We start from the raw sequence: 25,667 nt of genomic DNA, 5'->3' as shown, positions 1-25,667 counted from the left end.
CCATTTTTTGTTTTTGTTGTGCCGGATTGATTTTCACCGGCCATTCGGAGTGATATTCATGATTTTCAATCATTCACGCCTCGCGCTTGTAGCGTTGGCGTCTTCCACCATGCTGTCCATGCCTGCTGCCGCTGAATCCGCAAATGCAGACAGCGACACCCTGACAGAAATCCTGGTTGTTGGTGCTCGCCGCGACCAGACAACCCTGACCACCAGCGAGGTGAAGCCGGTGCGCGTAGCCAAGGCCGACGCAGCCGCGCTCGCCACAGCCGTTCCCGGTGGGGCCCTGATCAATAACGGTGCGCTTTCTGGCCAGGTGCAGTTCCGTGGCCTGATGGGCGCACGTGTCGGCGTTTCCATCGATGGTCAGCGTTTCGGCTCAGGTGGCCCGAACCTGATGGACCCGCCGCTTCAGTATGCGCCCCTGCCGCTTGTGGAAAGCCTTGAGGTTTCCCGCAGTGTGGGGTCCGTGTCCAAAGGGCCGGGTCTTGCCGGGAATGTAAACGCCACGCTGAAGAAAGTGGATTTTTCCGGTAGCAGCAGCGCTGACCTGAGCGGCAGCCTTTCCGCCACGGTGCGCAGCGCCGATGAAAGCATGGCCCTGGGCGGCGTGGTTGGCGCATCCACAGACACATGGCGCATACATGTGCTGGCGTCCTATGAGGAAGGCGATGATCTGAGGTCCGGACGCGGCGATATCACAAACACTTTCCATGAGCGGTCGGTCGCAGGTGTCGGCATGGGTTGGCGCAGCCAGGACGGCAAGCACGAACTGGGCCTTGATTACCGCCACCAGAAGGTGGACGACACGGGCAACCCGCCGTTCGCCATGGACATCGAATTCTTCAACGGTGACTTCGTTCAGGCCAAATATCGCGGCAAGTATGACGGGATGAATGTTGAGGCCAACGTGGGGTATGCCGATATCTCGCACGCCATGACCAACTATCTCTCGCGCCCGGCGCCAATGCCGATGATGCAGCGCCGCAGCCTCGCCTGGGCCGAAACCTGGACGGCTGACCTGATGGCCACCACGGATTTCGCGGGCGGCAAGCTGAAGGTGGGGGGTGACTATGAAAGCAGCACCCATGACCTGAAGATTACCAACCCGAATAATGCGGATTTCTTCCTCCAAAGCTTCAAGGGTATCGAGATGGAGCGCATTGGCGGCTTTGGTGAATGGCGCATGGAAGAGGGCGGTAGCGGCTATGAGATCGGCGTGCGCTATGACCATTATTCAAGTACAACAGAGGGCGCGAGCGTCGGCAGCGCCGTGCCAATGGGGCCGGCTATGCTGGCGATGGCCTTCACCAATGCAGACACGGATGTGACGCATGATCTGGTGGATATCGTGTTCCAGGGCTGGTATGCGCTGAGCGAACAGGCAACCCTGCGCGCCACGCTTGCCCGCAAGAACCGGGCGCCGGGTTATGTTGAACAATATGCCTGGCTGCCGACACCCGCGAGCGGGGGGCTGGCTGACGGCAACACCTATGTGGGTGATGTGGCGCTTAAGGCCGAAACAGCCCTGATCGCGGAACTGGGCGTGGACTATGCCGGTGATCGCTTCTATGCGCGCCCGACAGTCTTTTACCGCAAGGTGGACGATTTTATCCAGGGTGTGGCCTATGACGACACGCCGGGTGTTGTGAACACGCCGGTTGAGATGATTTCCGCCATGAACGGTGACCCGACGCCGCTTCGCTTCGGCAATGTGGACGCCACGCTTTACGGTATTGACCTTGATATGGGCGTGACAATCAGCGACCGGCTGCATCTGGACGGCAGCTTCAGCTATGTCCGCGCAAAGCGCGATGACATTAGCGATAACCTTTACCGCATCGCACCGGCACGCGGCACCATTGCCCTGACGTATGAGGGGGGTGACTGGTATGTGACCGCCGCGACCCGCCTTGTGGCTGCCCAGAACAAGGTGTCTGCCACCAACAGCGAAGTGGCGACAGACGGATATGCGCTTGCCGATATCTACGCGGGCTATTGGCTGAGCGACAGCGTCAGCTTGACTGCGGGCGTGGAGAACCTGTTCGACCGTTTCTATCAGGATCATCTGGCCGGCTATAACCGCATATCGGATTCAGATGTTCCCCTTGGTTCGCGCCTGCCGGGCGTGGGCACCAACGCTTTCCTCCGCCTGGATTATCGTTTCTAGGCACGTTCCCACCTCTGCGGGGTGCCTTTTGGCACCTCGCTCTTTTTGAAGTGGGTAAATTCAGGCGGTTTTCAGCCCGGCCAGCCGCTCTGGATGGTCAGGAAATCCATGAAGTCGACGCCGTTTCGATCAAGCCAGGCTTCCGATGGGCCCTGCCAGCGGCAGGTTTTCCAGTCCACAGCGCCGTTTTTCCTGAAGCTGATACCTTCTGCCACCAGCCGGTCGCGCTGCCGCGTCGCCCCGTCGCGCTCGCTTATCTTTCCGGCGCTGTTGATCACCCGCTGCCACGGGATGCCCTGTTCGGCTGGTGTGGCGGCCATGGCGAACCCCACGATCCGCGGCGTCACGCCAGGCAGCAAGCTTGCCACCATGCCGTAGCTCGCGACCTGGCCTTTCGGGATTTCGCGCACCAGATCATAGATTGCGGGGAAGCTTGCATAGGTGCGGGTCATAGGGCGGCAATCCGGAGAACAGGGGTTGAGGCGCGCAGCATACGCGCCATTCCCGAAAGTCTGCAACAGGCTATAGGTCGAATGTCACCGTATTGAGGTCTGCGAGTGCGAGGTCTGTGAGCAGGAGGCTGTCGCCGCCGCCCAAGTCGATCAACACGCCGTCCGCTGTTTCTGTGGCCGCAGCGATAACGTCGTCGACGCTGATGAAATCAGTTGAGGTTGCCTCGAGATTCAGTCTGTCTTCTGCCAGATCAAAGCCTTCGACCGTGTCTGACTCGCTTCCCGCCTGGAAGACCAGCACGTCTGCGCCCCCGCCAGGGCGAAGGATATCGGCCCCTGCACCGCCAACCAGTGTGTCGGCATCGGCGCCGCCATAGAGCGTGTCTGAACCGTCACCGCCGGTGAGAGAGTCGTCACCGGCCCCGCCATACAGTTCGTCGTTGCCCTCGCCGCCGTCGACCTGGTCGTTTTCCGATCCGGCGAACACGAGGTCGTTTCCTCCGCCGCCATACAGGATATCGTTACCCGCTTTGCCAGCGTATATCGTGTCGGCGCCGCCATTGCCGTGAATGGTATCGTCGCCCGTTCCGCCGCCCAGTTGGTCTGCAACGTCGGACCCATAAATCAGGTCATTGCCGCCGCCAGCCCAAAGCTGCTCGGCGTTTTTACCGGCGGTGACGGTTCCTTCGTTCCAATCGCCACCAACCAATGTATCCTGGCCATTGCCGCCAAAGAGCGCATCGGCTCCACTGCCGCCGACCAGCAGGTCATTCCCATTACCGCCGCCTATAATATCATTGCCGTCGCCACCAAAAAAATGGTCGCCGCCGATATCATCAGCGCCGGCCCATATCTGGTCATTGCCTGCACCGCCATGGATGGTGTCGGCACCCCCGTCGCCGCGCAAAATATCCGCCTCGCTACTACCTGTGATATGGTCATGGCCGCTGCCGCCAAATACATTGGCGCCACCGTTGGTCGCAATGAATGTGTCAGCGCCGTCGCCCAGGTAAACCCGGCCATCAATGGTGCCGGTGTTGGTCAGTGTATCGTCGCCCATCCCAAGCGAGATGTCGCCATCGATAAAGCCGGCATTGGTGATTGTGTCGGCAAACGAATGATTGTCTGGAACCTCGGTGACCAATTCTCCATTCAGGTGAAGGGCATACTGGCCGTTGACAAGCTCAAGCGTGAATGTGCCAAACTCGTTCTCATAGGATTGAAGCTCACCGGTAGAGCGATAGTATTCAGATTCACCCTTTTCATACTCATAGTGAAAATAGAAAGCGTAGTTGGAATCGGTGCCGTCGATCAGCCCCAGCCTAACGGCAAAGGCCTCCACCTGGGCGTTTGTAGCAAAGGACCAGAAATCATCAGGCAGCAAGGGTGAATAGCTGCTGGTATAAACTCGGCTTGCAATTGCGGCGAAGTCTTCCGCATCTGCCGTTTCAATAGCATAGCCGCTGTTGCCTGTGGCCGTGTTGGCAAGAATTCTGCCGCTGCCTGAAACCGTAATATCGGCCTGGCCGGCGTAGATGCCCGTTTCGCTGCTTGAAACGGTCCCTGTCAGCGTAAGGTTGAGGCTGCTTTCCTTATGAACCATTATGCCAAAGGCGCCCAGAACACTGAATGTGGCCGCTTCACTGCCGTCGGTTACAATGGTGCCGCTGTTGGTGAGGTCAAGCGAGAGATCGCTGCCCCTGACGATAATGCCTGCGGCACCACCTGAAATGGATCCGGCATTCGTTATACTTCCCCCGCCATTTTCAAGGTAAATACCTGTCGCCATGCCGCTAATGGTACCTGAGGCGGTATTGGTGATCGAAGTGTGCGCCGCCTGATAATCATTGCTGTCTTGGGTGCTCAGGTAACCGGAATAGATTCCGTTAGGCGCATAAAGGGGGTCGCCGCCAACCAACGATCCACCAACGGCCTCCAAGGTCCCGGAATTGGTGACAGTACCACCGTAGATCAAGATGGCGTGGGCGGCACTATGGATCAGGCCCTGGTTGGAAATGTCGGTATCGGAAGAGGCGGTCGTACCATCGCCAGCTACATAAACACCGTGTTTGCCACTTCTGATTTCACCAGACGCGAGGTTGGTGAGGGTCAGCGTGCCAGTCCCAACCTGTATGCCGTTCCCTTGGGTCCACTCGGGCTCGTCTTCTGGAGAAGGGTAGGTCAGAGTTGAAATAGTACCGGCATTTGTGACGTCCACCAGTGTAGCACCGCTGTAGAAGGCGGCGTTTTTGATGGCAGCATCGCTTTGATAGTCGATTATGCCGTTGTTGGTCAGCGTGTCACGCTCACCGCCGCCGGCATCAATATAATTCGACAGGGTCGCGTTAATTGTGATTGTGTCGGACTGATCGTCATTCAGATCAATGGCAGTCGACGAGTCTTCCGCAATGGTTATGTCGGTCATGCGCTTCCCCCCAAGAAGTCCAGTGTTATATCTGATGGCTACAGGACAACCTGCAGATCAATAAGATCGGCTGCGGTTATGCCGGTCAGCAGGATGCTGTTGCCACCGCCGGTATCAATCAGGACACCTTCATCGGTATCTGTGGCTGCGGCTTGTACGGCCGCAAGGTCAATGAATTCCGTACTGGTCGCAGAAAGATCAAGCTGGTCTTCATCAAGGCTGAACCCTGAAACGATATCGCTGCCGTGGCCCGCGGCGAAAATCAGCAGATCGTAATCAACTGCGCCGGACAAAGAGTTATTGCCGGGAAGAATGATGTCGTCGCCTTCGCCGCCCGTAAGGGTGTCATTGCCGGTTCCGCCATAGATGGAATCGTTGCCCGCGCCACCTTCCACAACATCATGCAGCCGACCGCCATAAAGTTCATCATCGCCATCGCCACCGCGGACAACATCATCGTCCCTGCCACCGAAAATGATGTCGTCGCCTGCGCCGCCATCCAGGGTGTCATCACCTGTTCGCCCGGCATAAATGATGTCATTGCCGCCCGCGCCTGCGATATAGTCGTCACCGTCACCGCCGCCCAGTTGGTCCGCGGCAGATGCCCCGTATACGACATCGTTGCCTTCACCCGCCCAGATGGAATTTGAGGAAGTATCGGCAAAGCCAGCGCTGCCGTCCCACTCTCCGCCGACCAGCGTGTCATATCCGGTTCCGCCAAACAACACGTCGGGGCCGGCTTCGCCTACGATCAGGTCGCTGCCTGCTCCGCCGCCAATGGTATCAGCGCCGTTTCCGCCCCAGAAGCGGTCATGCCCATTATCGCCGGCACCTGCCCAGATAACGTCATTGCCGTCTCCGCCATTGATGGTGTCGCCGCCAGCATTTCCGCGCAGGACATCAGCACCGTCGCCGCCCAGAATGGAATCTGCGCCAGCACCACCGCTGACGGTATCGTTACCACTGTCGGCTAGAATGACATCAGCCCCGGTTGTGCCGGTCAGGCGGTCGTCAGCGTCGGATCCGGACATTTGAACCGTTTGGAAAACAAAGTCATAGGCTTGAACATGGATGCCCTCATGGCTCCAGTTCGACAGGTATCTGCCATCGAAAATCGCCAGATTGTCGTTACTGCCAAGGATTTCCTCGCCCAGCTTGTTGCCCTCGGAATCGAAGCGCTGCCCTCTCCAGTAAAACCCAGACCAGCCGGCGATAAAGCCGCCGTCGCCTAAAGCATAAACGCTTGTATCTGACTGGTTATTGTTCAGTTCGGTATTCAGTACAAACGGATCGCTGACAAAGGACCCGTCCGAGCTGATTATTCTGCCCATGACGTCGGTGTTATTGTAGCCGAGTTCGCTTTGGTCCGTAGTCCAGGTAACGACGTATAACCCATCGTTCAGCAAGGCAATATCTGGATCAAATTGTTCGCCCTCTGTCACCGAATTGACGCGGATGCGGTTGTCCGACAGTTCGCTATCGATCTCGATAACATTCCCGTTTGAGTCAAAAAAGCGCAGGAAGACGTCCTTTTCGTCGGCGCCGCTTTCGTCGGCGGAATAGACAACGGCAAATCCCCCATCTGCACTAGGGGCTATTTCGGGGGCCGTGTGATAGCCATCAGTAAACGCACTGAGCTGAATCTCGTTCGATTGGACTTGTGCATATTGGTTGTAGATGCGGCCCATGCTGCCAAGCGTATTGCCCAGGCCAATATAATAGACGTTACTGGTCCAGCCGACGAGGAAGCCTCCGTCAGACAGGGCGTGAACCGTTGCAGCACTGGAGTGCGAGTGGTTGGTAACGGTTTCTATTGCACTTACCGCAGCCCCTTCATTGTCGAAGGTCTGGGTATAGATAGCGCCATCCTCCCCCCAGGCGATTACAAACCCACCGGAGCTGAGGGCGGCAATGCTTTCATGGGAAGGGAGTTCAAAATTGCTGCCAATCGGTTCCCCGTCGGCGGAAACAATTTGTCCGAAGCTGTCGCCGTCTATGGTCCAAATGACAACAGCGTTTCCGCTTTCCAAAGCTGTGATTTTTGATCCACCGTAAATGTTCCCGTCGGTTTCATTAACGGTGATGGGGTCTCCAGATTTTGTTGGCAGAAAACTCTCTTCTTCTGCTTCCTGTCGCACTTCTCTGTTTGAGGTCATCGCCTCAGGCTTTGTCCGTCCGGTTGCTTGGATCATCATGGCCCCCATTGCGTGAAAATTACACAAGCTCTGCAAATTGCATGGTAGGGTGGGTTAGTCAACTTACATGTCTCATAAATGCAGGTGGTTCATCGGCATAGTGCGGCCTTACCCTGCTTTACGCTGTCTCGATTTCCTTAAGGCCAAGCTCATCCATCATGGCTTCACGCATTTTAAATTTCTGGATCTTGCCGGTGACCGTCATGGGATAGTCGTCCACGAAGCGTATATGGCGTGGGATTTTATAGTGGGCGATCTGGTCTTTGCAGAAGGCTTTCAGGCTGTCTGCATCCAGTGCCGCCCCGTCCTTGAGTTGCACCCAGGCGCACAGTTCCTCGCCGAACTTCTCGTCCGGAATGCCGAACACCTGGGCGTCACGGATGTCCGGGTGGGTGTATAGGAATTCCTCTACCTCGCGGGGGTAGATGTTCTCCCCGCCCCGGATCACCATGTCTTTCACCCGGCCTGTGATTTTGCAGTAACCCTCTGCGTCGATCACCGCCAGATCGCCGGTGTGCATCCAGCCTTCCGCGTCGATCGCTTCCGCCGTGCGCTCCGGGTCGTCCCAATAGCCGCGCATCACCAGATAGCCACGGGTGCACAGTTCGCCCTGGGTGCCGCGGGGAACAGTGTTGCCGTCCTCGTCGATGATTTTCACCTCCGCGTGCGGATGGATCCGGCCGACGGTGGATGTGCGGCGCTCAAGGCTGTCGCCACGCCCTGTTTGGAAACTGACGGGGCTTGTTTCCGTCATGCCGTATGCGATGGTGCACTCACTCATATGCATGTCGCCAATGACCCGCTTCATCACTTCCACGGGGCAGGGTGATCCCGCCATGGTGCCGGTACGCAGGCTTGAAAGGTCGTAACTCGCGAAGTCAGGTTCATTGAGCTCACCGATGAACATGGTGGGCACACCCTGAAGCCCGGTGCAGCGCTCGTCCTGAACGGCCTTCAGCACGCTTTTGGGCTCAAACGCTTCGGCCGGGAACACCAGCGTGGCGCCGACAAGGGCGCAGGCCAGCACAGACATCACCATGCCGAAACAGTGATAAAGCGGGATGGGCACACACAACCGGTCCTCGCTTGAGAGATTCATCGCTGCGCCGACGAACTTTGCGTTGTTGAGGATATTATAGTGGCTCAGCGTGGCGCCCTTGGGGCTTCCCGTGGTGCCACTGGTGAACTGGATGTTGATATCATCATGGGGCCCAAGAGACCGCGCGATTTCATACATGCGCGCGTAATGGTCTTCTTCCGCCAGCTCGACGATATCGGCGAACTGGAAGAAGCCTGCGGGCGCCTCTTCGCCCATGGTGATGGCGGCGCGAAGGTGGGGCAGGCGCTCGGAGCTCAGCTTGCCGTGGGGGCTTGTGGCCAGTTCGGGCGCCAGTTCTATCAGCATGGCTTCATAGTCGGACGTTTTGAACCGGTCGGCCAGCACCAGTGCCTTGCAGCCGACCTTGTTAAGCGCAAATTCAAGCTCATGGGTCCGGTAGGCCGGGTTGATGTTCACCTGGATAAGCCCGACTTTCGCGGTGGCGAACTGGGTCAGCACCCATTCGACGCGGTTCGGCGCCCACACGCCCACCCGGTCGCCCGGCTCAAGCCCAAGCGCCAGGAAACCGGCGGCGAAGGCTTCCACGTCATGCAGGAATTCTTCGTAAGTCAGGCGGATACCGTCTTCCGCAAATACAACGAATTCATTGTCCGGGAAGCGGGCTGCAGTTTCCGCAAACATATCGCCGATGGTTTTTTCCAGCAGCGGCTCGTCTGTAGGCCCGATAACGTGACTTTCCATATGTCCTCCCCCAATACCGGGAGGCAGAGGCCCGCCCGGCTTAACAGTCTACCACGTTGGCGGCGATTGGTACTGTGACCGCCAGACCGCCTTCTGCAGTTTCCTTATATTTGGACTGCATGTCACGCCCTGTTATGCGCATGGTGCGAATTACTTTATCCAGCGTCACGAAATGGGTGCCGTCGCCGCGCATCGCCAGCCGTGCCGCGTTGATGGCCTTGATGGCTGCCATGGCGTTGCGCTCAATGCAGGGCACCTGCACCAGCCCGCCGATCGGGTCGCACGTCAGGCCCAGGTTGTGTTCCATGCCGATTTCCGCGGCATTCTCCACCTGGCTTGGCGTACCGCCCAGCACTTCGGTGAGGCCCGCTGCGGCCATGGAGCAGGCGCTGCCCACTTCACCCTGGCAGCCCACTTCCGCGCCCGAAATAGACGCATTCATTTTGAACAAAAGGCCCACGGCCCCGGCTGTCAGCAGGAATTTGATCACGCCCTCTTCGTTGGCATGTGGGATGAAGCGCATATAATAGTGCAGCACGGCAGGCACGATGCCGGCGGCGCCGTTTGTGGGCGCGGTCACCACTCGCCCGCCCACAGCGTTTTCCTCATTCACTGCGAGCGCATAAAGGTTCACCCAGTCCAGGATCGTCAGCGGGTCTGTCAGCGCGCTTTCGGGACGGGACTTGAGCTGGTCATAAAGCTTTTGGGCGCGGCGTTTGATCTTGAGGCCCGGCATGTCACCGCCCCTTGAGCAGCCACGCTCAACGCATTCCTGCATTACGGACCAGATTTCCAGCAGTTCCGCCCTGATTTGCTGGCTCGACCTGAGGACCTTCTCATTCGCCATCATGATGGCGCTGATGGGTTTGCCGGTGCGCTCGCAATGTGCCAGCAGTTCTTCCGCTGTCTTGAATGGGTAGGGCTGTTTGATCTTGTCCTCGACGAACTTGTCTTTTTCGGCTTCCTTTTCATGGACAATGAAGCCGCCACCGATGGAATAATAGATCGACCGGTTCAGCTCGTTGCTATCTTTGTCATAGGCCCAGAACTCCATGCCGTTGGGATGAAACTCCAGCTGTTCGCGTGGCAGCAACTGCAGGTCGTCGTCTTCATGGAAATCGATGGTGTGATGGCCCATCAGCTTGATCTTGCTATATTTGCGGACAGCCTCAACCATAGCCGGGATGGCTTCCACGTCCACGCCGCGCGGGCATTCGCCCATCAGTCCCAGCATCACTGCGGTGTCAGACCCGTGACCGCGCCCGGTGGCACCAAGGGAGCCATAAAGCTTTACGGCGAGGCGCGTGACGTCTTTCAGCTTGCCGGCGCTTTCCAGTTCCTCGACGAACTCTGTGGCGGCCTTCATCGGTCCAACCGTGTGGCTGGAGGAAGGGCCGATGCCGATATTGAAAAGATCAAGAACGCTGATGCTCATAACGCGGTGCTCACAGTTATCCGGTGGCGAAATTGTATAAAATCGGCCACACGCTACGCATAGTCGAAGCGGCTTGCAATGGGATTTTGCTAAAAAGCGACACGCGCAATAAAATTACACGCCTTGAAAAAGTCCAGCTTTTCCAAGGGTCGGTTGTTTGTAATTTTATTTCAACGCTTTGAAATAATCGTTCTGTCGGCAGGAAGTGCCTTCTACCACAGCAGGGTTTGCGGGTTATCGATGGGCTGGCCATCGTTGGCGGCCATCAGCCCCTTGATGCTCCTGACCAGCATCCAGACAAAGAGGCCTGCAAGGATCAGGAAGCCGACAAGAACAACAGTCAAAAGCACGCCAATCAGCCCGATCACAAGGCCCAGCCAGAAGGTGCGGATCTGAAAATCCAGATGGCTTCGATATATGCCGCCGACATGGTGGCTTTTGGTGTGGGCGATGATCACGCCCGCGACAGAGGCAAGACCACCGGTCGCAAGCCCAATCAGATACAGGATATAGACAAGGACGACAGAGCGCCGATCAGTGTCGTGGCGCAACCGGTGCGGGGAAGCAGTGTCTGTCATATCCGTCTCCATTCTGTCGGTCAGTCTTTATAATTGCATAATGCACCTATAGCGGCAAGCGCAATGCAGCATTAGGTCGCACTTTTTCCGCCAATTGACGTTACGGAATTATGACATTATGCCGGCTTTTCCATATTGCAAACCATCATGGCGGGAACCGCGCCCTCGTGCAGCTATAAAAACTTCAGGCGGGAAAAAGGGGAGAGCTCAGCGGGGCTAAGGGGCAGGCTCTGCATATCTTGGGTGCGCTCGATTTCGGCTCGCATGCCAGACGCCGCGTAATAGTCGAATGCCGAGCCAGAACTGGCAGGCATAAATGCCCCAGATCACAATCAGGTAATAGAAGAGGTTCTCGTCGCCAGCGTTGCGATCCATGTTGGGCCAAAGAATGCCTGCGTCGAATAGAAAGATATACAAGCTCCAAAACGACAGCATGGATATTGCCAGTATGCAGGTGCGCCGCAGGTTGCGCATATGGCTCCTCCAAGTCCCTGTTTCCGGCAAGGGCGGAATATAGGCGCTGGCGCACGCGCCAATCAGGATCAACAGGCCGACTTGTGGAACCATCAGGTTCAATCCCAGCCCCAAGGTGGCGCAGAAATACCGAACGAGAACAGTGTTGCGTTCTCTCAGCGCCTTGGGTGTTGGCGGAGCAGAGGGCAAAAACGGGCTTTCATCTTTGGGCCGGTGCATGCAGTTTCATATCGGCACTGGATGGTGGATTTCTACCTAGAAAAACTTCAGGTCACTCTTGGGCAAAGCGGTAGGCGGAGATGCCGCGGGAGCGTTCATCGAGCACCAGCGCTTTGGTCAGCGGCGGGTTTGCGCGCTGCGGGCAGGCGGGGCGTTCGCACAGGCGGCAGTTGGGGCCCACCGGCGTGGCGTCCAGGTTTTCCAAGTCGCGGCCCTTGGCGTAAATCAGCTCCCGCGCATAGGCGATATCGCAACCAAGGCCGATCGCGAGCTGCTGATCCACCTGGCCATAGATTGCACCCACGCGCCTAACCGTGCGCGCGACCGAAAAATAGGTGGTCTCATCCGGCATCTGGATGATTTGGGTGGCGATCCGACCGGGGTAGGCGAAAGTGTCATGTACGTTCCACAAGGGGCAAGTACCGCCAAAGCGCGAGAAGTGGAAGCGCCCGGCTGAGAAGCGCTTGGAGACATTCCCTGCCTTGTCCACCCGGATGAAGAAGAAGGGCACGCCCCGTTCGCCCGGTCGCTGCAGGGTTGTCAACCGGTGGCAGACCTGTTCGAAGCTGGTGTTGTAGCGGTGGCCCAGATGTTCAATATCATACTTGAGCGTCTTGGCGTCAGAAAGGAACCGCGTGTAGGGCATCAGGAGGGCGCCTGCGAAATAGTTGGCGAGCGATATGCGCACCAATCGCCGGGCCTCTTCCGTCTGCCATGTGTGGGTATCGCCGATCCGCTGGATCATCGGCTTGAACTCCAGCATCGCCAATTGGAACGCAAGTTGGAAGATGCGCGCGCTTTGGTCCAGCATTTCGGAAATCAGAAGCTGGCGGCGGTGGAAGTCAAAATGCCTCAGCGTTTCGGGCATCACCTCATGGGGCATGATGCGCACGCGAATGCCGTGCTCTTCGTCCAGCCGCCCGGTCAGCACCATGAAGGCGTCGTCGCGCTCCAGGCCCAGCTCTTCGTGCATGGTCTCGGCTGCCTCATCAAGCTCCGGGAAATAGTTCTTCCGGTCGTGGATAAAGTCGCGCACTTCATCAACAGGGAAGATGGATTCCGGCGTCGCGCCCTCGCGCTCCACCACCTGGCTTGAAAGCTCCGTCGCATTCTGTCGGGCCTGCTGGAATGATTTGTAAATTAGTGTAAAGGCCTCCACAGCTTTGGGGGCGGCGTCCGCCATGTCCTGCATTTCCCCGCGCGACAGGCCAATGCCCTTGAACATCGGGTCCGCGAGGATCTCGGAAAGGTCGGCGAAGGCGCGGGCTTCATCTGTGCCGGCGAAAGCTGTCAGCTCCACGTCATACACTTCTGCCAGGCGCAGCAAAAACTGCGCGGAAACAGGACGTTGATTGCGTTCCACCAGGTTAAGATAGCTGGTCGAAAAGCCCAGCTCAGCTGCCATCTGGCCCTGGCTCAGGCCGCGTTCCCGCCTCAGGCGGCGGATGCGGGGGCCAGCGAAAATCTTCTTGGTGGCGTTCTCTGCCATGGCGCATTCCACTGTTTACAAAATTTACAAATCAACATTTTGACATTTACATATACATACATTCGAACACTTTTTGTATCAATTGTTGTTTGAAATATTGAAATAAAATGAAATATGAAAGCTGCTGGACGCAAGAAAGTTGCCTAAAAGGGCGACCGACAACCGTTGAGAGGATTTGAAATGTCAGCAGCAGTTGAACGCACAGATGAGCCATCGCTCGATATCATCGCGCCCATGAAGGACCTGTATGCCCGCGTCCTCACTGGTGACGCGCTGGCGTTCGTCGCTGACTTGGAAGAACGCTTCGGCGAGCGCCGCAGGGAGCTTATTGAAGCGCGTGCGGAACGCCAGAAAAGGTTCGACGCTGGCGAGCTGCCGGATTTCTTGGCCGAGACAAAAGATATTCGCGAGAGCGACTGGAAGATCCTGGGCACGCCCGAGGAGCTTAAGGACCGCCGCGTGGAAATCACCGGCCCGGTTGACCGCAAGATGATGATCAACGCCTTCAATTCCGGCGCCAATGTTTTCATGACCGACTTTGAAGATGCATCCTCCCCAACTTGGGAGAATATGATCGATGGCCAGATCAACCTGATGGATTATGCTCAAAGCACGCTTGAATATACGGACCCGAAATCCGGTAAGCGATATCGCATGGATGAAAAAACGGCGACGCTGAAGGTTCGCCCGCGCGGCCTTCACATGACAGAGGCGCATGCCGAACTGCGTGGCCAGCCTATCTCCGCCAGTCTGTTCGATTTCGGTCTTTATATGTTCCACAACGCCAAGGCGCTTCTTGCGCGTGGCACCGGCCCCTATTTTTATCTGCCGAAGATGGAAAGCCACCTTGAGGCCAAGCTGTGGGATGACGTGTTCACCTATACTGAAGAAGTCCTGGGGCTTGAGCACGGCACGATCAAGGCGACCGTCCTTATTGAGACGCTGCCAGCCGCTTTTGAGATGGATGAAATCCTCTACGCCTTGAAGGATCATATTGTCGGCCTAAATTGTGGCCGCTGGGATTATATCTTCAGCTATATCAAGAGGATCGGCAAACATGCCGAATACCTCTTGCCGGACCGGTCGCAGGTGACGATGGGTGAGGCCTTCCTGAAAGCCTACTCGCTTTTACTTATCAAAACCTGCCACCGGCGAGGGGCTCACGCCATGGGTGGCATGGCCGCTCAAATCCCCGTCAAGGGGGATGAGGCTTTGAACGCTGCCGCATTCGAGAAAGTCCGCGCCGACAAAGACCGCGAGGCCAGCTTCGGTCATGACGGCACCTGGGTGGCGCACCCGGCGCTGGTGCCCGTGGCGAAGGATGTTTTCGACCGGCTTATGCCGCAGGCGAACCAGCTTCACCGCACCCGCCTTGATATCGAGATAGGCCGGGAACAGTTGCTCGCGCCACACAGCGGCACGATCACGGAAGAAGGCGTGCGCGAAAACATCCGCGTTGGCATCCAGTATCTGGGCGCGTGGCTTACCGGCCGCGGCGCGGTGCCCTTGTATAACCTGATGGAAGATGCCGCCACAGCCGAGATCAGCCGCACACAGATCTGGCAACAGCTGAAACTGAAGGCACAGCTGGATGACGGGCGCCCCGTTACCAAAGAATTGGTTCACGATCTCTATGCAGACGAGATGGTGAAGCTGAGAGAGACTTTAGGCCCTGCCAACTTCGAGGACGGACGACTTGCTGAGGCCGGTCGGCTGTTCCTCGACCTTGTTTTCAAGGAGGAGCTCGCAGAGTTCCTGACGGCCCCGGCCTATGAAATGATTACGCAACCAAGCGCCGAGACGATTGTGGTCAAGGCTGCTGAGTAAAGTTTGTCCCTCACATCTGCCTTATCCGCAGGTGTTTCTTGGCCGGTCCCGCTTGGGGCCGGCCCTTTTTATTGGGATTGGCCGACTATTGCGGCATTCAGAAACGCACTTATATAGATGTTAAACGTGCGGGAGGGATTATGTCAGAGCAAGAAAGCGAAATTGAAGATACTGGTAGTATCGTTGGTGGTCTGATTACGTGGGTGTTGGTCGCTATTGTGTTCGCCGTGATTACAGGCAGCGGCGTAAGCTGGGGTCCCTGGGCGCTCGCCGGTTGGGTTGCCTTGTTGGCTTTGGACTTCATCCAGGCTTGGCTGAGACAGACGAAATTGTACGTCCGGATCCTGTCTGAGGTCTGGAGCCTGCCGTTCTAAGCGCCTCGAGCCGGAGCGTTATTATTAGAAGATGGGTAACGCCTAATCGTCATTCGCCGACTTGATCGGCGAATCTATGTTTGGCGAAAGGGTGCTGTGGACTCGCCGATCAAGTCGGCGAGTGACGAATTAGAGAAAGCGGCAGACCGCTTACCAGAATTCCTTGATGTGGATGATCTTGTCGCCGCGCGTTTCAATGAGCGTCACCCGCTTGCTGCCGTCGCCGCCTGGCACGGTCCACTCAAGCATCACGCCGTTCTTGCCAACGATCATATTGGTGATCTTCTGCTGATAGCTGCCGTCAAAGTGGCCTGCTTTCACATATTTCACCGAATTATTGTAAAGATACTGGGTGTCATACACATCACCCTGGCCCGGGTGGTTATAGACGAAATCCTTGGCATAGAGCGCGAACAGGTTATCCACATCCGCAACCGTTGAGCCGGCGCTCAGCATCTTGTTCATGCGCTTGTTGTATTCAAGCGCCAGCGCCTTGGCTTGGTCCGGGCTGGCGTCGCCTTCGGCAAAGGCTGCGGGCGCGAGCAGGCAGATCATCAGGCATAGTTTTGCGAAAAGTGGCTTCATCATATCCCCCATCATTGAAGTCTTGTTGCTTATGGCACTGCCTGCATGCGGTGTCATGCGTTTAACGCCATGGCTAAACCAAAAGTCTAAACGCGGCGACTCGCTGAGTCTGTTCAGAGTCTGAAAAATCCTCAGGGCTGAAATTACAAAGAAACGGTCACATGGCTGCAACATGATTGTCATGCAGCCCCCGCATAAAGCGCCCATGAAAAAGACTGAACAGACACTTCTTTTTCCTCTGGTGTCCGGAGCTCTCGAAAAGCTTTCGGAGCCGAACCCCAAGCACGTTGAACCCTCCGGCGATGTCCCTTCCTCCCAACCCGATCCCTTCGCCGGGGGCGTTCAATCCCCAAGATCCAAGAAACCGCATTATCGCGCGGTCTTCGTATCCGACACGCATCTGGGCACGCGCGCCGCGCGGGCTGACCTATTGTTGGATTTCCTCAAGTCCATGACCTGCGACAAGCTTTTCCTTGTGGGTGACATCATCGACGGCTGGCAGCTCAAGTCCCGCTGGTACTGGGACACGACCCACAATGACGTGATCCGCCGGGTACTGAAAATGGCCAAGCACGGTACGGAAGTAATCTATATTCCCGGCAACCATGACGAGGGCCTGCGCGGCTTTGAAGGCTATAACATGGCGGGTGTGCAGATCGCGGAAGAAACCATTTACGAAGCGCTTTCGGGCAAACGCTACTGGGTGCTGCACGGCGACAAATTCGATGGCGTCGTGAAATACGCCAAGTGGCTCGCGCATCTGGGCGACCATGCCTATGTGATGCTGCTTCGCCTGAATACCATGGTCAATTGGGCGCGCCACAAGATGGGCTATCCCTACTGGTCGCTTTCGTCCTACCTGAAACACAAGGTCAAGAACGCGGTTGAATATATCGGCAAGTATGAAGAGGCCGTGGCGCTTGAGGCCGAGCGCATGGGCGTGGACGGCGTGATCTGCGGCCATATCCACCATGCGGAACGGCGTTTCTTCGGCAAAACCGAATATATGAACGACGGCGACTGGGTTGAAAGCTGCACAGCGCTTGTGGAGCGTATGGACGGCGCGTTTGAGATTTTGCATTGGGCCGATGAAGTTCGGGCCCGTCATGAAAAATCAGACAAGCCGAGCACAGGCCGCAAGGGCCGCCGCAAGCCCGGTGCCCCGGTTCCAGTGGCGGCGGAATAGCGGGTCGTGGCTGAGTTCGGGCGCAAGATTTGCATTGTCTCTGACGCCTGGGCGCCCCAGGTCAATGGCGTAGTGCGCACGCTTGAAACACTCCGGTCAAAGCTGAAAGCACGGGGGTACAGGGTTTATATGGTGACGCCCAAGTGGTTTCGTACCATGCCGTGCCCGACCTATCCTGAAATCCCGCTTGCGCTTGACGCACGCTGGAAACTCCCCAAGCTGATGTCGCGCATCGACGCCGATGCAGTGCATATCGCCACCGAGGGGCCGCTCGGCTGGGCGGCGCGGCGCTGGTGCGTGCACAACGGCGTGCCTTTCACCACGGCCTACCACACAGCTTTCCCCGAATATGTAGAGGCGCGCACACCCTTGAGCGCAGATCTTCTGTATCCTATTTTCCGGCGCTTCCACGCTGCAGGCAGTGGGGTTCTGGTCGCGACTGCCACAGTGCGTGACCTGCTTCGGGCCAAAGGCTTCACCAATATCGTGGACTGGACGCGCGGGGTTGATACGGCCCAGTTCCATGCGGATGTCGGCGATGCCGAGTGGGGTTTCGAAGGCCCTGTCCAGCTGTATGTCGGCCGCGTGGCGGTGGAGAAAAACATTGAGGCTTTCCTGGAGGCCGACACGCCCGGCACCAAGGTGGTAGTGGGGGACGGTCCGGCCATGGCAAAACTGCAGGCGGCTTACCCGGATGTGAAATTCCTCGGCCCCCTGTTTGGCGAGGCACTCGCGAAGGCCTATGCGTCAGCCGATGTGTTCGTGTTCCCCAGCAAGACGGACACGTTCGGCCTGGTGATGATTGAAGCGCTCGCCTGCGGTACACCGGTCGCGGCTTATCCGGTGCAGGGCCCGCTGGATGTGCTGGGGCCAGACGGCACCGGCCCGTTCACAGACTGGCATGAACCCATTGCGGCCCTCTCTGAGGACCTGACAGCAGCGATCAACACGGCACTCACGCGTGACCGCAAGGCCTGCGCGGAATTTGCTAAAAAATATGACTGGGATGAAGTCGCGCGCCAGTTTGAGGCCGCGCTACAGTGGCAGGATGAGGGTGCTGAAGCGCCTGAAGTGCAGGCCGAAACCTACACCCCATAAAAGTTGCGGTACCAGTCGACGAAATTCTTTACGCCTTCTTCAACCGGCGTGTCCGGCTTGTAGCCTGTCGCGGCAACGAGGGTTTCGACCGACGCACTGGTCTCCGGCACATCGCCCGGCTGCATTGGCAGGAAGTTCTTTTCGGCCTTTTTGCCCAGGCATTCCTCGATCACCTCAATATAGCGCATCAGCTCAACCGGCTGGCCGCCGCCGATATTATGGATGCGCCACGGTACGTTCGACGACTGGGGCGATGGGTTCGCGCTGTTCCAATCGGGGTCGGGTGCGGCAGGAGTATCCAGCGTGCCCACAACGCCGCGTACAATATCGTCGATATAGGTGAAATCCCGCTTGTGGTGGCCGCCATTGAAGACATCGATCGGCTTGCCTTCAAGGATGGCCTTGGTGAAGAGGAACAGCGCCATGTCCGGGCGGCCCCATGGGCCATAAACCGTGAAGAACCTGAGCCCCGTGGTTGGAATGCCAAACAGGTGGCTATAGCTGTGGGCCATCAGCTCGTTGGCGCGCTTGGTTGCGCCATAAAGCGCAACCTGGTGATCCGCCGGGTTCTTCACGGAAAAGGGCATGTTGGTGTTGGCGCCGTAAACCGAGCTTGTCGACGCATAGACCAGATGCTTCACCGCGTTGTGGCGGCAGCCCTCAAGAACCGTCAGGAAGCCGGTGATGTTGCTGTCGATATAGTCGAACGGCGCATCAAGCGAATGGCGCACGCCGGCCTGGGCCGCCAGGTTGATCACGCCGTCGAACTTTTCCGCCTCAAACAGCGCAGCCATACCCTCGCGGTCTTCCAAATTCATCCTGACGAAGCGGAAGGCGTCGCCGCCCGCTTCGGTCACCCGCGCCAGCCGCGCTTCCTTGAGCGCCACATCATAATAATCATTGAGGTTATCAAGCCCAACGACCTCATCGCCCCGCGCCAAAAGAGCTTTTGAAACATGGCTTCCGATGAACCCGGCGGCACCGGTGACGAGAACTTTCATGGCGACATCAATCCTTCAGGCAACAATAAGGCGCTATCGTTAGCATCCTATTGTGTATGGAATTTGACAGGCCTTACAAGCCTTTACTTGGCCCTCACATAGTGTCGCCGCGCTGGCCGCAGCTTCAGCGCTGTCTCCAGCGCCTTGTCATTCTCTTTTTCCGCTTCGCGCAGCATCTGCCCGACACCAGTTGAATATTGGATCGGCCAATGCGGGTCGGTCACACCGTAATGCGCAGCCGCCATGCGCGTGAAGGCCGGGTCATTCAGGTGCGGGCGCGCAAGTGCCACAAGGTCCGCGCGGCCTGCGCCCAAAATCATATTGATCTGTTCCGGCAGGGTGATGGCGCCAACCGTCATGGTGGGGATACCTACTTCATGCCGGATAAATTCGGAGAAGGGCACCTGATACATGCGGCCATACACCGGTTTCTGCCCAGGCACCGTCTGGCCGGTTGAGGCGTTGATCAGGTCCACGCCTGCGTCCTTGAATGCCTGCGAGATTACGCGCAGGTCATCCCAGCTGATGCCGCCCTCAGCCCAGTCCCACGCGGAAAGGCGCACGGACATGGGGCGGTCCGAAGGCCAGGCGGCACGCATGGCTTCAAATACCTCGACCGGATAGCGAGCGCGATTTTCAGCCGAGCCGCCGTATTCGTCCGTACGCGTGTTCGTCAGCGGCGACAGGAAGCTTGCGATCAGATAGCCGTGGGCACCGTGAAGCTCAACCATGTCGAAGCCCGCGCGCGCGGCACGTTCGGTCGCCTCAACAAACTCGGCCTTGACCCGGTCCATGCCCACCCGGTCCAGCGCTTCAGGCACTGCGCTCACGCCTTCCTTGAACGGAATGGCAGAGGCGCTCACAAGCGGCCAGTTGTCATTGTCTTTCGGCAGGTCGGAGCCGTGTTTGGGGTGCTTTGTGGAGCCTTTCCGGCCCGCATGGCCGATCTGCATACATACCTTGGCGCCCGAATTTTCATGGATGAAATCCACGATGTCCTTCCAGGCCGCTTCCTGGGCGTCATTCCAGATGCCGGGACAATGGTCTGTGATGCGGGCGTCGGGCGCGGGGCAGGTCATTTCCGTGAACACAAGGCCAGCGCCGCCCACGCCGCGCGCGCCATAATGCATCATGTGCCAGTCGGTGGGCATGCCGTCCGCCGCGGAATATTGCGCCATCGGCGCCACCACCACCCGGTTCGAAAGCGTCATCCCGCGAAGGGTGAAGGGCGTGAACATGGGCGTTGGGCGCTTGCCCGCGTTTGGCTGCGCGCCTTCAGGCAGGCTGGCGTAATATTCGTCTTCAACGCGCGCCAGGAACTCAGGGTCCCGCAGGCCCACATTGTCCCACGTAATGCTTTTTGACCGGCTCATCAGCGAGAAGGCGAATTCATAGCGCCTGAGTTTCCAGTGGCGCGGCATATTTTCAAACCACCTGAGGCTCACATCCGCTGCATGCTGGATAATCTCCACCGGCGTGCGGCGCTTGTCCTCGTAAGCCGCCATCACCGCAGGCACATCGCCCGCGTTCTCCAGCACGGCTTCACTGAGCCCGATGGCGCATTCCATCGCCAGCTTGGTGCCTGAGCCAATAGACCAATGCGCGCTGGCCTTGGCGTCGCCCAGGATGGCGATCTTGCCCACATTCCACTTGCCGCAGCGCACGCGCGGGAACTGCCGCCAGATGGAGCGGTTGATGATCAGGCCGTGGCCCGCGAGCTCATCCCCAAACACACCTTCAAGGTACCGGGCGCTCTCTTCTTCGCTCATGCCCTCGAAGCCGCAGTTCTCGAATGCTTCCGGCGTGCATTCGATCACCCAGGTGGAGCGGCCTTCTTCATACTGGTAGGTGTGGGCGCAGAAATGCCCCTCGGGCGTTTCCTTGAAGAAGAAGGTGAAGGCGTCCAAAGGCTTTGTGCTGCCCATCCAGGTAAAGTGGTTGCGGCGGTTCTCAATCGAGCGTTCGAACCCGTCGGCGTATTTTTCGCGGATGCGGCTGCCGATGCCGTCTGCGGCGATGATCATGTCGCTGTCTGCGAATTGCGTTTCGAGATTGTCGATATCGACTGCCGTCTCAAAGTTCAGCTTCACGCCCACCTGGGTGCAGCGTTTCTGCAGGATTTCCAAAAGCGTGAAGCGCGAACAACCGGCGAAGCCGTTGCCGCCGATGATGGTGCGCTCACCGCCTTTTTCCACCACGATGTCCTGCCAGTAGGCGAACTGGTCGCGGATCAGGTCATAGCTTTCCGGGTCTGCGGCAAAAAACTCGTCCAGCGTTTCGTCGGAGAACACCACGCCGAAGCCGAAGGTGTCGTTCGCCTTGTTCTGCTCAAAAATTTCAATGTCGAAATCCGGCCGCGCCTTTTTGGTCAGAAGCGCGAAATAAAGCCCACCCGGGCCGCCGCCGATTACTGTGATTTTCATGGCTTATCCCTCACTTGCCGGCAGCACCGCCGTGGTCTCAATTTCGATCTTGGCTTTTTCTTCCATCAGGCCGGAAACCTCTACGCACGCCATGGCGGGATAGTTCTTGCCCATGCATTCGCGCCACACCTGGCCCATGCCGCGCAGGTTCGCCAGATATTCATCGCGGCTGGTGACATACCATGTCATGCGCGCGATATGCTCCGGCCCCGCGCCGGCTTCCGCTAGCACCGCCAGCGTGTTCTCCAGCACTTGCCGGTATTGGCCCAGGAAGTCTTCGGCTTCCCATTTCATGTCGGGTGTCCAGCCCACCTGGCCCGCCACAAACACCATGCGGCCTTCCGCCATCACGCCGTTTGAATAGCCGCTTGGGCGCGGCCAGCCCTCGGGCAACAGTGCCTTCATGAATTCTCTCCCTCTGGTGCTAGCCATTTTTCCATGGCGGCGCGCATGTCATCAGGCCACGGCAGGCTTTTGCCTGTTTCCATGGCCATATGGGCGATCACAAATGTCATGCGGAAGCGGTCTTCCCCGCCTGATGTTGCCCGGATGCGCAGGTGCACGCTGCTGCGGCCAATCTTTGTGACGGTCAGCGCGAACGTCAGCTCGTCATGCATGCGCCCCGCGCCGATGAAATCGGCCTCTATATGCACGGTGGGCACAGCGCGCTTCTCATCGATGTGCAGGTGCTTGAAATCAAAGCCCAGCCCGTCACCGAACCAGTCTTCGATAAAGTCATTCATCATGCCGAAATAGCGCGGGTAAAAGGCAATGCCTGCCGCATCCGTGTGGGCGAAGCGTATTTTCCGCGTGCGGCTGAAGGTCGCCATGAAAAGTCCCCGACAAAAAGTTACCAACTGGGCCATTTGATAAATTTATTTTAGCACTAAATTAAATTCCCGACAAGGGCACTTTCGGGGCGGTGGGTGAGTCGGCTCCAGGCATGTCTAAATACGTGATCGGGGGCGGCTATTTGTCTCGCCTTGGGACAAGGTCGTTACATATAGGCAACATATTACACCTATTGGGGGTTTTTCGTTTTTCCTCGTTTGACCCGGGCCTCAAAAGGATGTAACAATTCTCCTAATTATTTAATTCGATTCAGTTTTTGCTGAACGATCTTGCCTAAAGGAGCGGATTATGCGTCTGGCAATTGTTATCGCGGCTTTCGGTCTGGTGCTTGGTGCACCGGTTGTTGCGCCGACTGCATTTATGAACAAGGCGGAAGCGCAGTCGACTGCTACGCTGCCTGCGGCTGAGCAAGCCAGCGTTGACGCGGCCATTGATGCGGTGCTGGCAAACACCGCCCTGACCGCAGATCAAGTTACGCAGCAGATCGCAACCATTGTGCAGAATTCGTCCAACCCTGCCGCCGCAGCCAAGCGCGTTTCAGCCAAAGTGAGCAGTACGCCTGGGTTGTCAACGGCGATCATACAAGCAACTGGCGCCGGTTTGATGCAGGTTGTTACCAACCTTCAAAGCACGGATCCATCTACGGCATCTAACATTCAGGTGACGGTTGCCATGAGCTCGTCAGCAGACTTCCAGATCGGCTATGTCAACGGGCCAACGACACGGTCGACATTTGGCAGCAATAACCAGCAGACGGGCAATACGCAGACCCCTGTCGTGCGCCGCACGGTGACACGCCGGACAGTTGTTCCACCACGCCCCCGCATTCCGACCACGCCAGTTGTGCCGATCGTGCCAGAGCCGAACCCACAGCAGGCGGGCAGCCCAACCTAAGGCGGGCGATACATTCAGAATTCCAGAAGGCCGGGCATGTCCCGGCCTTTTTGCATTCTTGTCATGCCGGGCGAGCGGGCCTTGGCGCGCGAGGGAACGGCATCCATAGGCCTTTACCCGGCTCGACCTGCAATACATTTCTGGGGCAAGCTGTCGCTCGCCAGCTCCCTCCGAATAGCTATCAAGCCATTGGACTGTTTCACTAAAATTGACTCTGACATTTGTATTTGTTTAAGAATTGTGAGATAGTGTTTCCGATCACGTCGATTGCGACAAAGAATTTATTGGAGTGGGATCATGCGTTTTGCGATGATATTTCTGGCCCTTGCGCTGGTGATGGGGGCGCCCATTGCGCCGTCAAGTGTGATGAACAAGGCGGAAGCGCAGGCCACTACAACGGACCCAACTTCGACGCTGCAGGCTGAGCTTATTGCAGCTGCTGGTAATCCTACGCTGCTCCAGCAGATCGTCTCGCGCGAACAGGCGGCTGGTAATTCAGCGAACCTGGCAACAGCGCTTGCGAATGCGTCGGTGGCTCTTGCTGCAACTGACCTTGCCGGCGCCGGTGAACTGGTGAAGAAGGCAGTTGACGTTGCGCAAGGTGTTAATGACACCAATGTGGCGAACATTGTTGGCGGTGCGGCAAGCACCATTGCGACAACAGCCATCAACCGTGGCGACGCGCGCCTTTCGGCTGATATTACCACGAAGGTTGCCATTGGGCGCTCCACGGATGTTGCCCTTGGTTTCGTGAACGCGGGCGGCAGCGCGGGTCGTAACATTCCGCAAACCGGCGGTGGCACCGGCGGTGATACAGGTGGTGGCCAGCAGCAGCAAGGCGGTCAGCAGCAGACTGGTTCCACGACCACCACGCCTGTCGTGCGCCGCACCACGCGGACGCGGACTGTCATTCCGCCACGGCCTCGCATTCCGACGACTCCGATCGTACCGGTCATTGTTGAGCCGAACCCACAGCAGGCGGGCAGCCCAACCTAAGGCGGGCGACACATTCAGAATTCCAGAAGGCCGGGTTTTCCCCGGCCTTTTTGCATTCTTGTCATGCCGGGCGAGCGGGCCTTGCTGCGCGAGGGAACGGCATCCATAGGCCTTTACCCAGCTCGACCTGCAATACATTTCTGGGGTAAGCTGTCGCTCGCCAACTCCCCCCCCGAATAGCTATCAAGCCATTGGACTGTTTCACTAAAATTGACTCTGATATTTGTATTTGTTTAAGAATAGTGAGATAGAGTTTCTGAATAAGTCGGTTACGACTAGGAATTTATTGGAGTGGGATCATGCGTTTTGCAATGATGGTAGTAGCCGTAGGGCTGGTGATGGGGGCGCCAATTGTTGCGCCGACAAGCGTGATGAACAAGGCTGAAGCGCAGTCCGACACGACGGCATTAGCCGAAGAACGAACCCTGCAGGCGCAACTGGTTGCGCTCGCCCAGGCTGGTAATACCGCGGGCATCCAGCAGCTGATCCAAATCAAGATTGCCCAGGGCAAAGGCGCAATGGTTGCCAAGGTTGCCAAAGCCGTTGCCAATATGGGTGCCCAACTCGCAGGTACTGACCCGAACAATGCCGCAGCCTTGGTGAATGCAGCGATTATGATCGCAGGCGATCCGGCAGTGACTGCGGCGGACAGCACGGTTACCAATGCAGTGGCTTTAGCAGCGGGTGCTGCAGTGTCAAGGATGTGGGACGATTCTGGGGCCACTGTGAGGTCTACTCAGAATGGTACAGAAGTTATGTCCGGCAACCCGGCAACGCTTGCGGCCATGAATTCAATCGTGAGAGCCGTCAATTCGTCCAGCAACAGGAGTTTCCGGAATACAGTCTATACAAATGCGCCAGCTGGCGGGAAGAAAGCATTAGATAGCAATAGGCCAGGGAACAACCAACAGTTTGGCGGCACCACGACGACAACGCCGACCGTACGCCACACCACGCGGAACCGGGTTAGTGCCCCACCACGCCCCCGCATCCCGCGCAACACTGTTGTGCCGATCATTATCGAGCCAAACCCACAGCAGGCGGGCAGCCCAACCTAGGGCGGGCGTGACATTTCAGAATTCTCAGGAAGGCCGGGTTTTCCCCGGCCTTTTTCGTTTATACCGGCGCAAGCCGGTATTCCTATGTCGGTGAAAACCGGTATCTGTTTCAGGTAAGGACTCTATTCTGACAAA

21 protein-coding genes are annotated in these 25,667 nt (G+C 57.6%); 8 read left to right on the top strand and 13 right to left on the bottom strand.

Features of this window, described 5'->3' with window-relative positions:
* Positions 1-58 precede the first annotated feature (58 nt).
* Complete coding sequence (locus KORM41_RS13235) at positions 59-2,170, top strand: TonB-dependent receptor (RefSeq protein WP_068148824.1); 2,112 nt, start codon at positions 59-61, stop codon at positions 2,168-2,170.
* Positions 2,171-2,241: 71 nt separating this feature from the next.
* Here the strand turns inward: KORM41_RS13235 and KORM41_RS13230 are convergent, their stop codons facing one another.
* The 8 genes from KORM41_RS13230 to KORM41_RS13195 all read right to left on the bottom strand — a co-directional run bounded on the left by KORM41_RS13230 (position 2,242) and on the right by KORM41_RS13195 (position 13,238).
* Positions 2,242-2,622 carry an MGMT family protein gene (locus KORM41_RS13230; RefSeq protein WP_082719922.1) on the bottom strand — a complete coding sequence of 127 codons (381 nt, stop codon included), beginning with the start codon at positions 2,620-2,622 and terminating at the stop codon, positions 2,242-2,244.
* Positions 2,623-2,692: 70 nt separating this feature from the next.
* Positions 2,693-5,047, bottom strand: coding sequence for a calcium-binding protein (locus tag KORM41_RS13225; RefSeq protein ID WP_068148821.1), 2,355 nt, complete (start codon positions 5,045-5,047; stop codon positions 2,693-2,695).
* A gap of 38 nt (positions 5,048-5,085) precedes the next feature.
* Entirely contained in the window at positions 5,086-7,239 is a 2,154-nt protein-coding gene (locus tag KORM41_RS13220; protein WP_068148818.1) for a calcium-binding protein, read from the bottom strand.
* Positions 7,240-7,360: 121 nt separating this feature from the next.
* Entirely contained in the window at positions 7,361-9,043 is a 1,683-nt protein-coding gene (locus KORM41_RS13215; protein WP_068148815.1) for an AMP-binding protein, read from the bottom strand.
* A gap of 40 nt (positions 9,044-9,083) precedes the next feature.
* Complete coding sequence (locus KORM41_RS13210) at positions 9,084-10,478, bottom strand: L-serine ammonia-lyase (protein WP_068148811.1); 1,395 nt, start codon at positions 10,476-10,478, stop codon at positions 9,084-9,086.
* Positions 10,479-10,690: 212 nt separating this feature from the next.
* On the bottom strand, positions 10,691-11,056 hold the full coding sequence (locus KORM41_RS13205) for a DUF4870 family protein (RefSeq protein ID WP_068148808.1): 366 nt from the start codon (positions 11,054-11,056) through the stop codon (positions 10,691-10,693).
* Between the two features lie 216 nt (positions 11,057-11,272).
* Positions 11,273-11,749, bottom strand: coding sequence for a hypothetical protein (locus tag KORM41_RS13200; RefSeq protein ID WP_156431983.1), 477 nt, complete (start codon positions 11,747-11,749; stop codon positions 11,273-11,275).
* A 52-nt stretch (positions 11,750-11,801) separates the two neighbouring features.
* On the bottom strand, positions 11,802-13,238 hold the full coding sequence (locus tag KORM41_RS13195) for a helix-turn-helix domain-containing protein (RefSeq protein WP_068148802.1): 1,437 nt from the start codon (positions 13,236-13,238) through the stop codon (positions 11,802-11,804).
* Between the two features lie 180 nt (positions 13,239-13,418).
* Here KORM41_RS13195 and aceB point away from each other — a divergent pair, with 180 nt between their 5' ends.
* Positions 13,419-15,065: a malate synthase A gene (gene aceB / locus KORM41_RS13190; RefSeq protein ID WP_068148799.1), complete on the top strand. Its 1,647-nt coding sequence runs from the start codon at positions 13,419-13,421 to the stop codon at positions 15,063-15,065.
* Between the two features lie 140 nt (positions 15,066-15,205).
* Entirely contained in the window at positions 15,206-15,439 is a 234-nt protein-coding gene (locus KORM41_RS13185) for a hypothetical protein (RefSeq protein WP_068148795.1), read from the top strand.
* A 150-nt stretch (positions 15,440-15,589) separates the two neighbouring features.
* Here KORM41_RS13185 and KORM41_RS13180 read toward each other — a convergent pair whose 3' ends face one another.
* Positions 15,590-16,027: a hypothetical protein gene (locus KORM41_RS13180; RefSeq protein ID WP_156431982.1), complete on the bottom strand. Its 438-nt coding sequence runs from the start codon at positions 16,025-16,027 to the stop codon at positions 15,590-15,592.
* 202 nt (positions 16,028-16,229) lie between these two features.
* Between KORM41_RS13180 and KORM41_RS13175 the strand changes: the two genes are divergently transcribed.
* Positions 16,230-17,210, top strand: coding sequence for a UDP-2,3-diacylglucosamine diphosphatase (locus tag KORM41_RS13175; RefSeq protein WP_082719935.1), 981 nt, complete (start codon positions 16,230-16,232; stop codon positions 17,208-17,210).
* Positions 17,211-17,216: 6 nt separating this feature from the next.
* Positions 17,217-18,308: a glycosyltransferase family 4 protein gene (locus KORM41_RS13170; protein ID WP_068148788.1), complete on the top strand. Its 1,092-nt coding sequence runs from the start codon at positions 17,217-17,219 to the stop codon at positions 18,306-18,308.
* Here the strand turns inward: KORM41_RS13170 and KORM41_RS13165 are convergent.
* The 4 genes from KORM41_RS13165 to KORM41_RS13150 form a co-directional block, all read right to left on the bottom strand.
* Entirely contained in the window at positions 18,296-19,309 is a 1,014-nt protein-coding gene (locus tag KORM41_RS13165) for an NAD-dependent epimerase (protein ID WP_068148786.1), read from the bottom strand. The two genes, KORM41_RS13170 and KORM41_RS13165, sit on opposite strands and share 13 nt — an antisense overlap.
* Positions 19,310-19,392: 83 nt before the next feature.
* A complete protein-coding gene (locus KORM41_RS13160; RefSeq protein WP_068148782.1) occupies positions 19,393-21,732 on the bottom strand; it encodes an oxidoreductase in 2,340 nt (779 codons plus the stop codon).
* A 3-nt stretch (positions 21,733-21,735) separates the two neighbouring features.
* Positions 21,736-22,137 carry a RidA family protein gene (locus KORM41_RS13155; RefSeq protein ID WP_068148779.1) on the bottom strand — a complete coding sequence of 134 codons (402 nt, stop codon included), beginning with the start codon at positions 22,135-22,137 and terminating at the stop codon, positions 21,736-21,738.
* A complete protein-coding gene (locus KORM41_RS13150; RefSeq protein WP_068148775.1) occupies positions 22,134-22,562 on the bottom strand; it encodes an acyl-CoA thioesterase in 429 nt (142 codons plus the stop codon). The genes KORM41_RS13155 and KORM41_RS13150 overlap by 4 nt, the downstream gene beginning before the upstream one ends.
* 310 nt (positions 22,563-22,872) lie before the next feature.
* Between KORM41_RS13150 and KORM41_RS13145 the strand changes: the two genes are divergently transcribed.
* From KORM41_RS13145 to KORM41_RS13135, 3 genes are all read left to right on the top strand, one after another.
* Entirely contained in the window at positions 22,873-23,478 is a 606-nt protein-coding gene (locus KORM41_RS13145) for a hypothetical protein (protein WP_068148772.1), read from the top strand.
* Positions 23,479-23,775: 297 nt separating this feature from the next.
* Positions 23,776-24,474: a hypothetical protein gene (locus KORM41_RS13140; RefSeq protein ID WP_068148769.1), complete on the top strand. Its 699-nt coding sequence runs from the start codon at positions 23,776-23,778 to the stop codon at positions 24,472-24,474.
* A 299-nt stretch (positions 24,475-24,773) separates the two neighbouring features.
* Entirely contained in the window at positions 24,774-25,532 is a 759-nt protein-coding gene (locus KORM41_RS13135) for a hypothetical protein (protein WP_068148766.1), read from the top strand.
* Positions 25,533-25,667: the final 135 nt, after the last annotated feature.

The sequence above is a fragment of the Kordiimonas lipolytica genome (genome assembly GCF_001550065.1).
The sequence above is the reverse complement of the archived record's forward strand: the minus strand, read 5'-3'. Positions and strand labels throughout refer to the sequence as shown.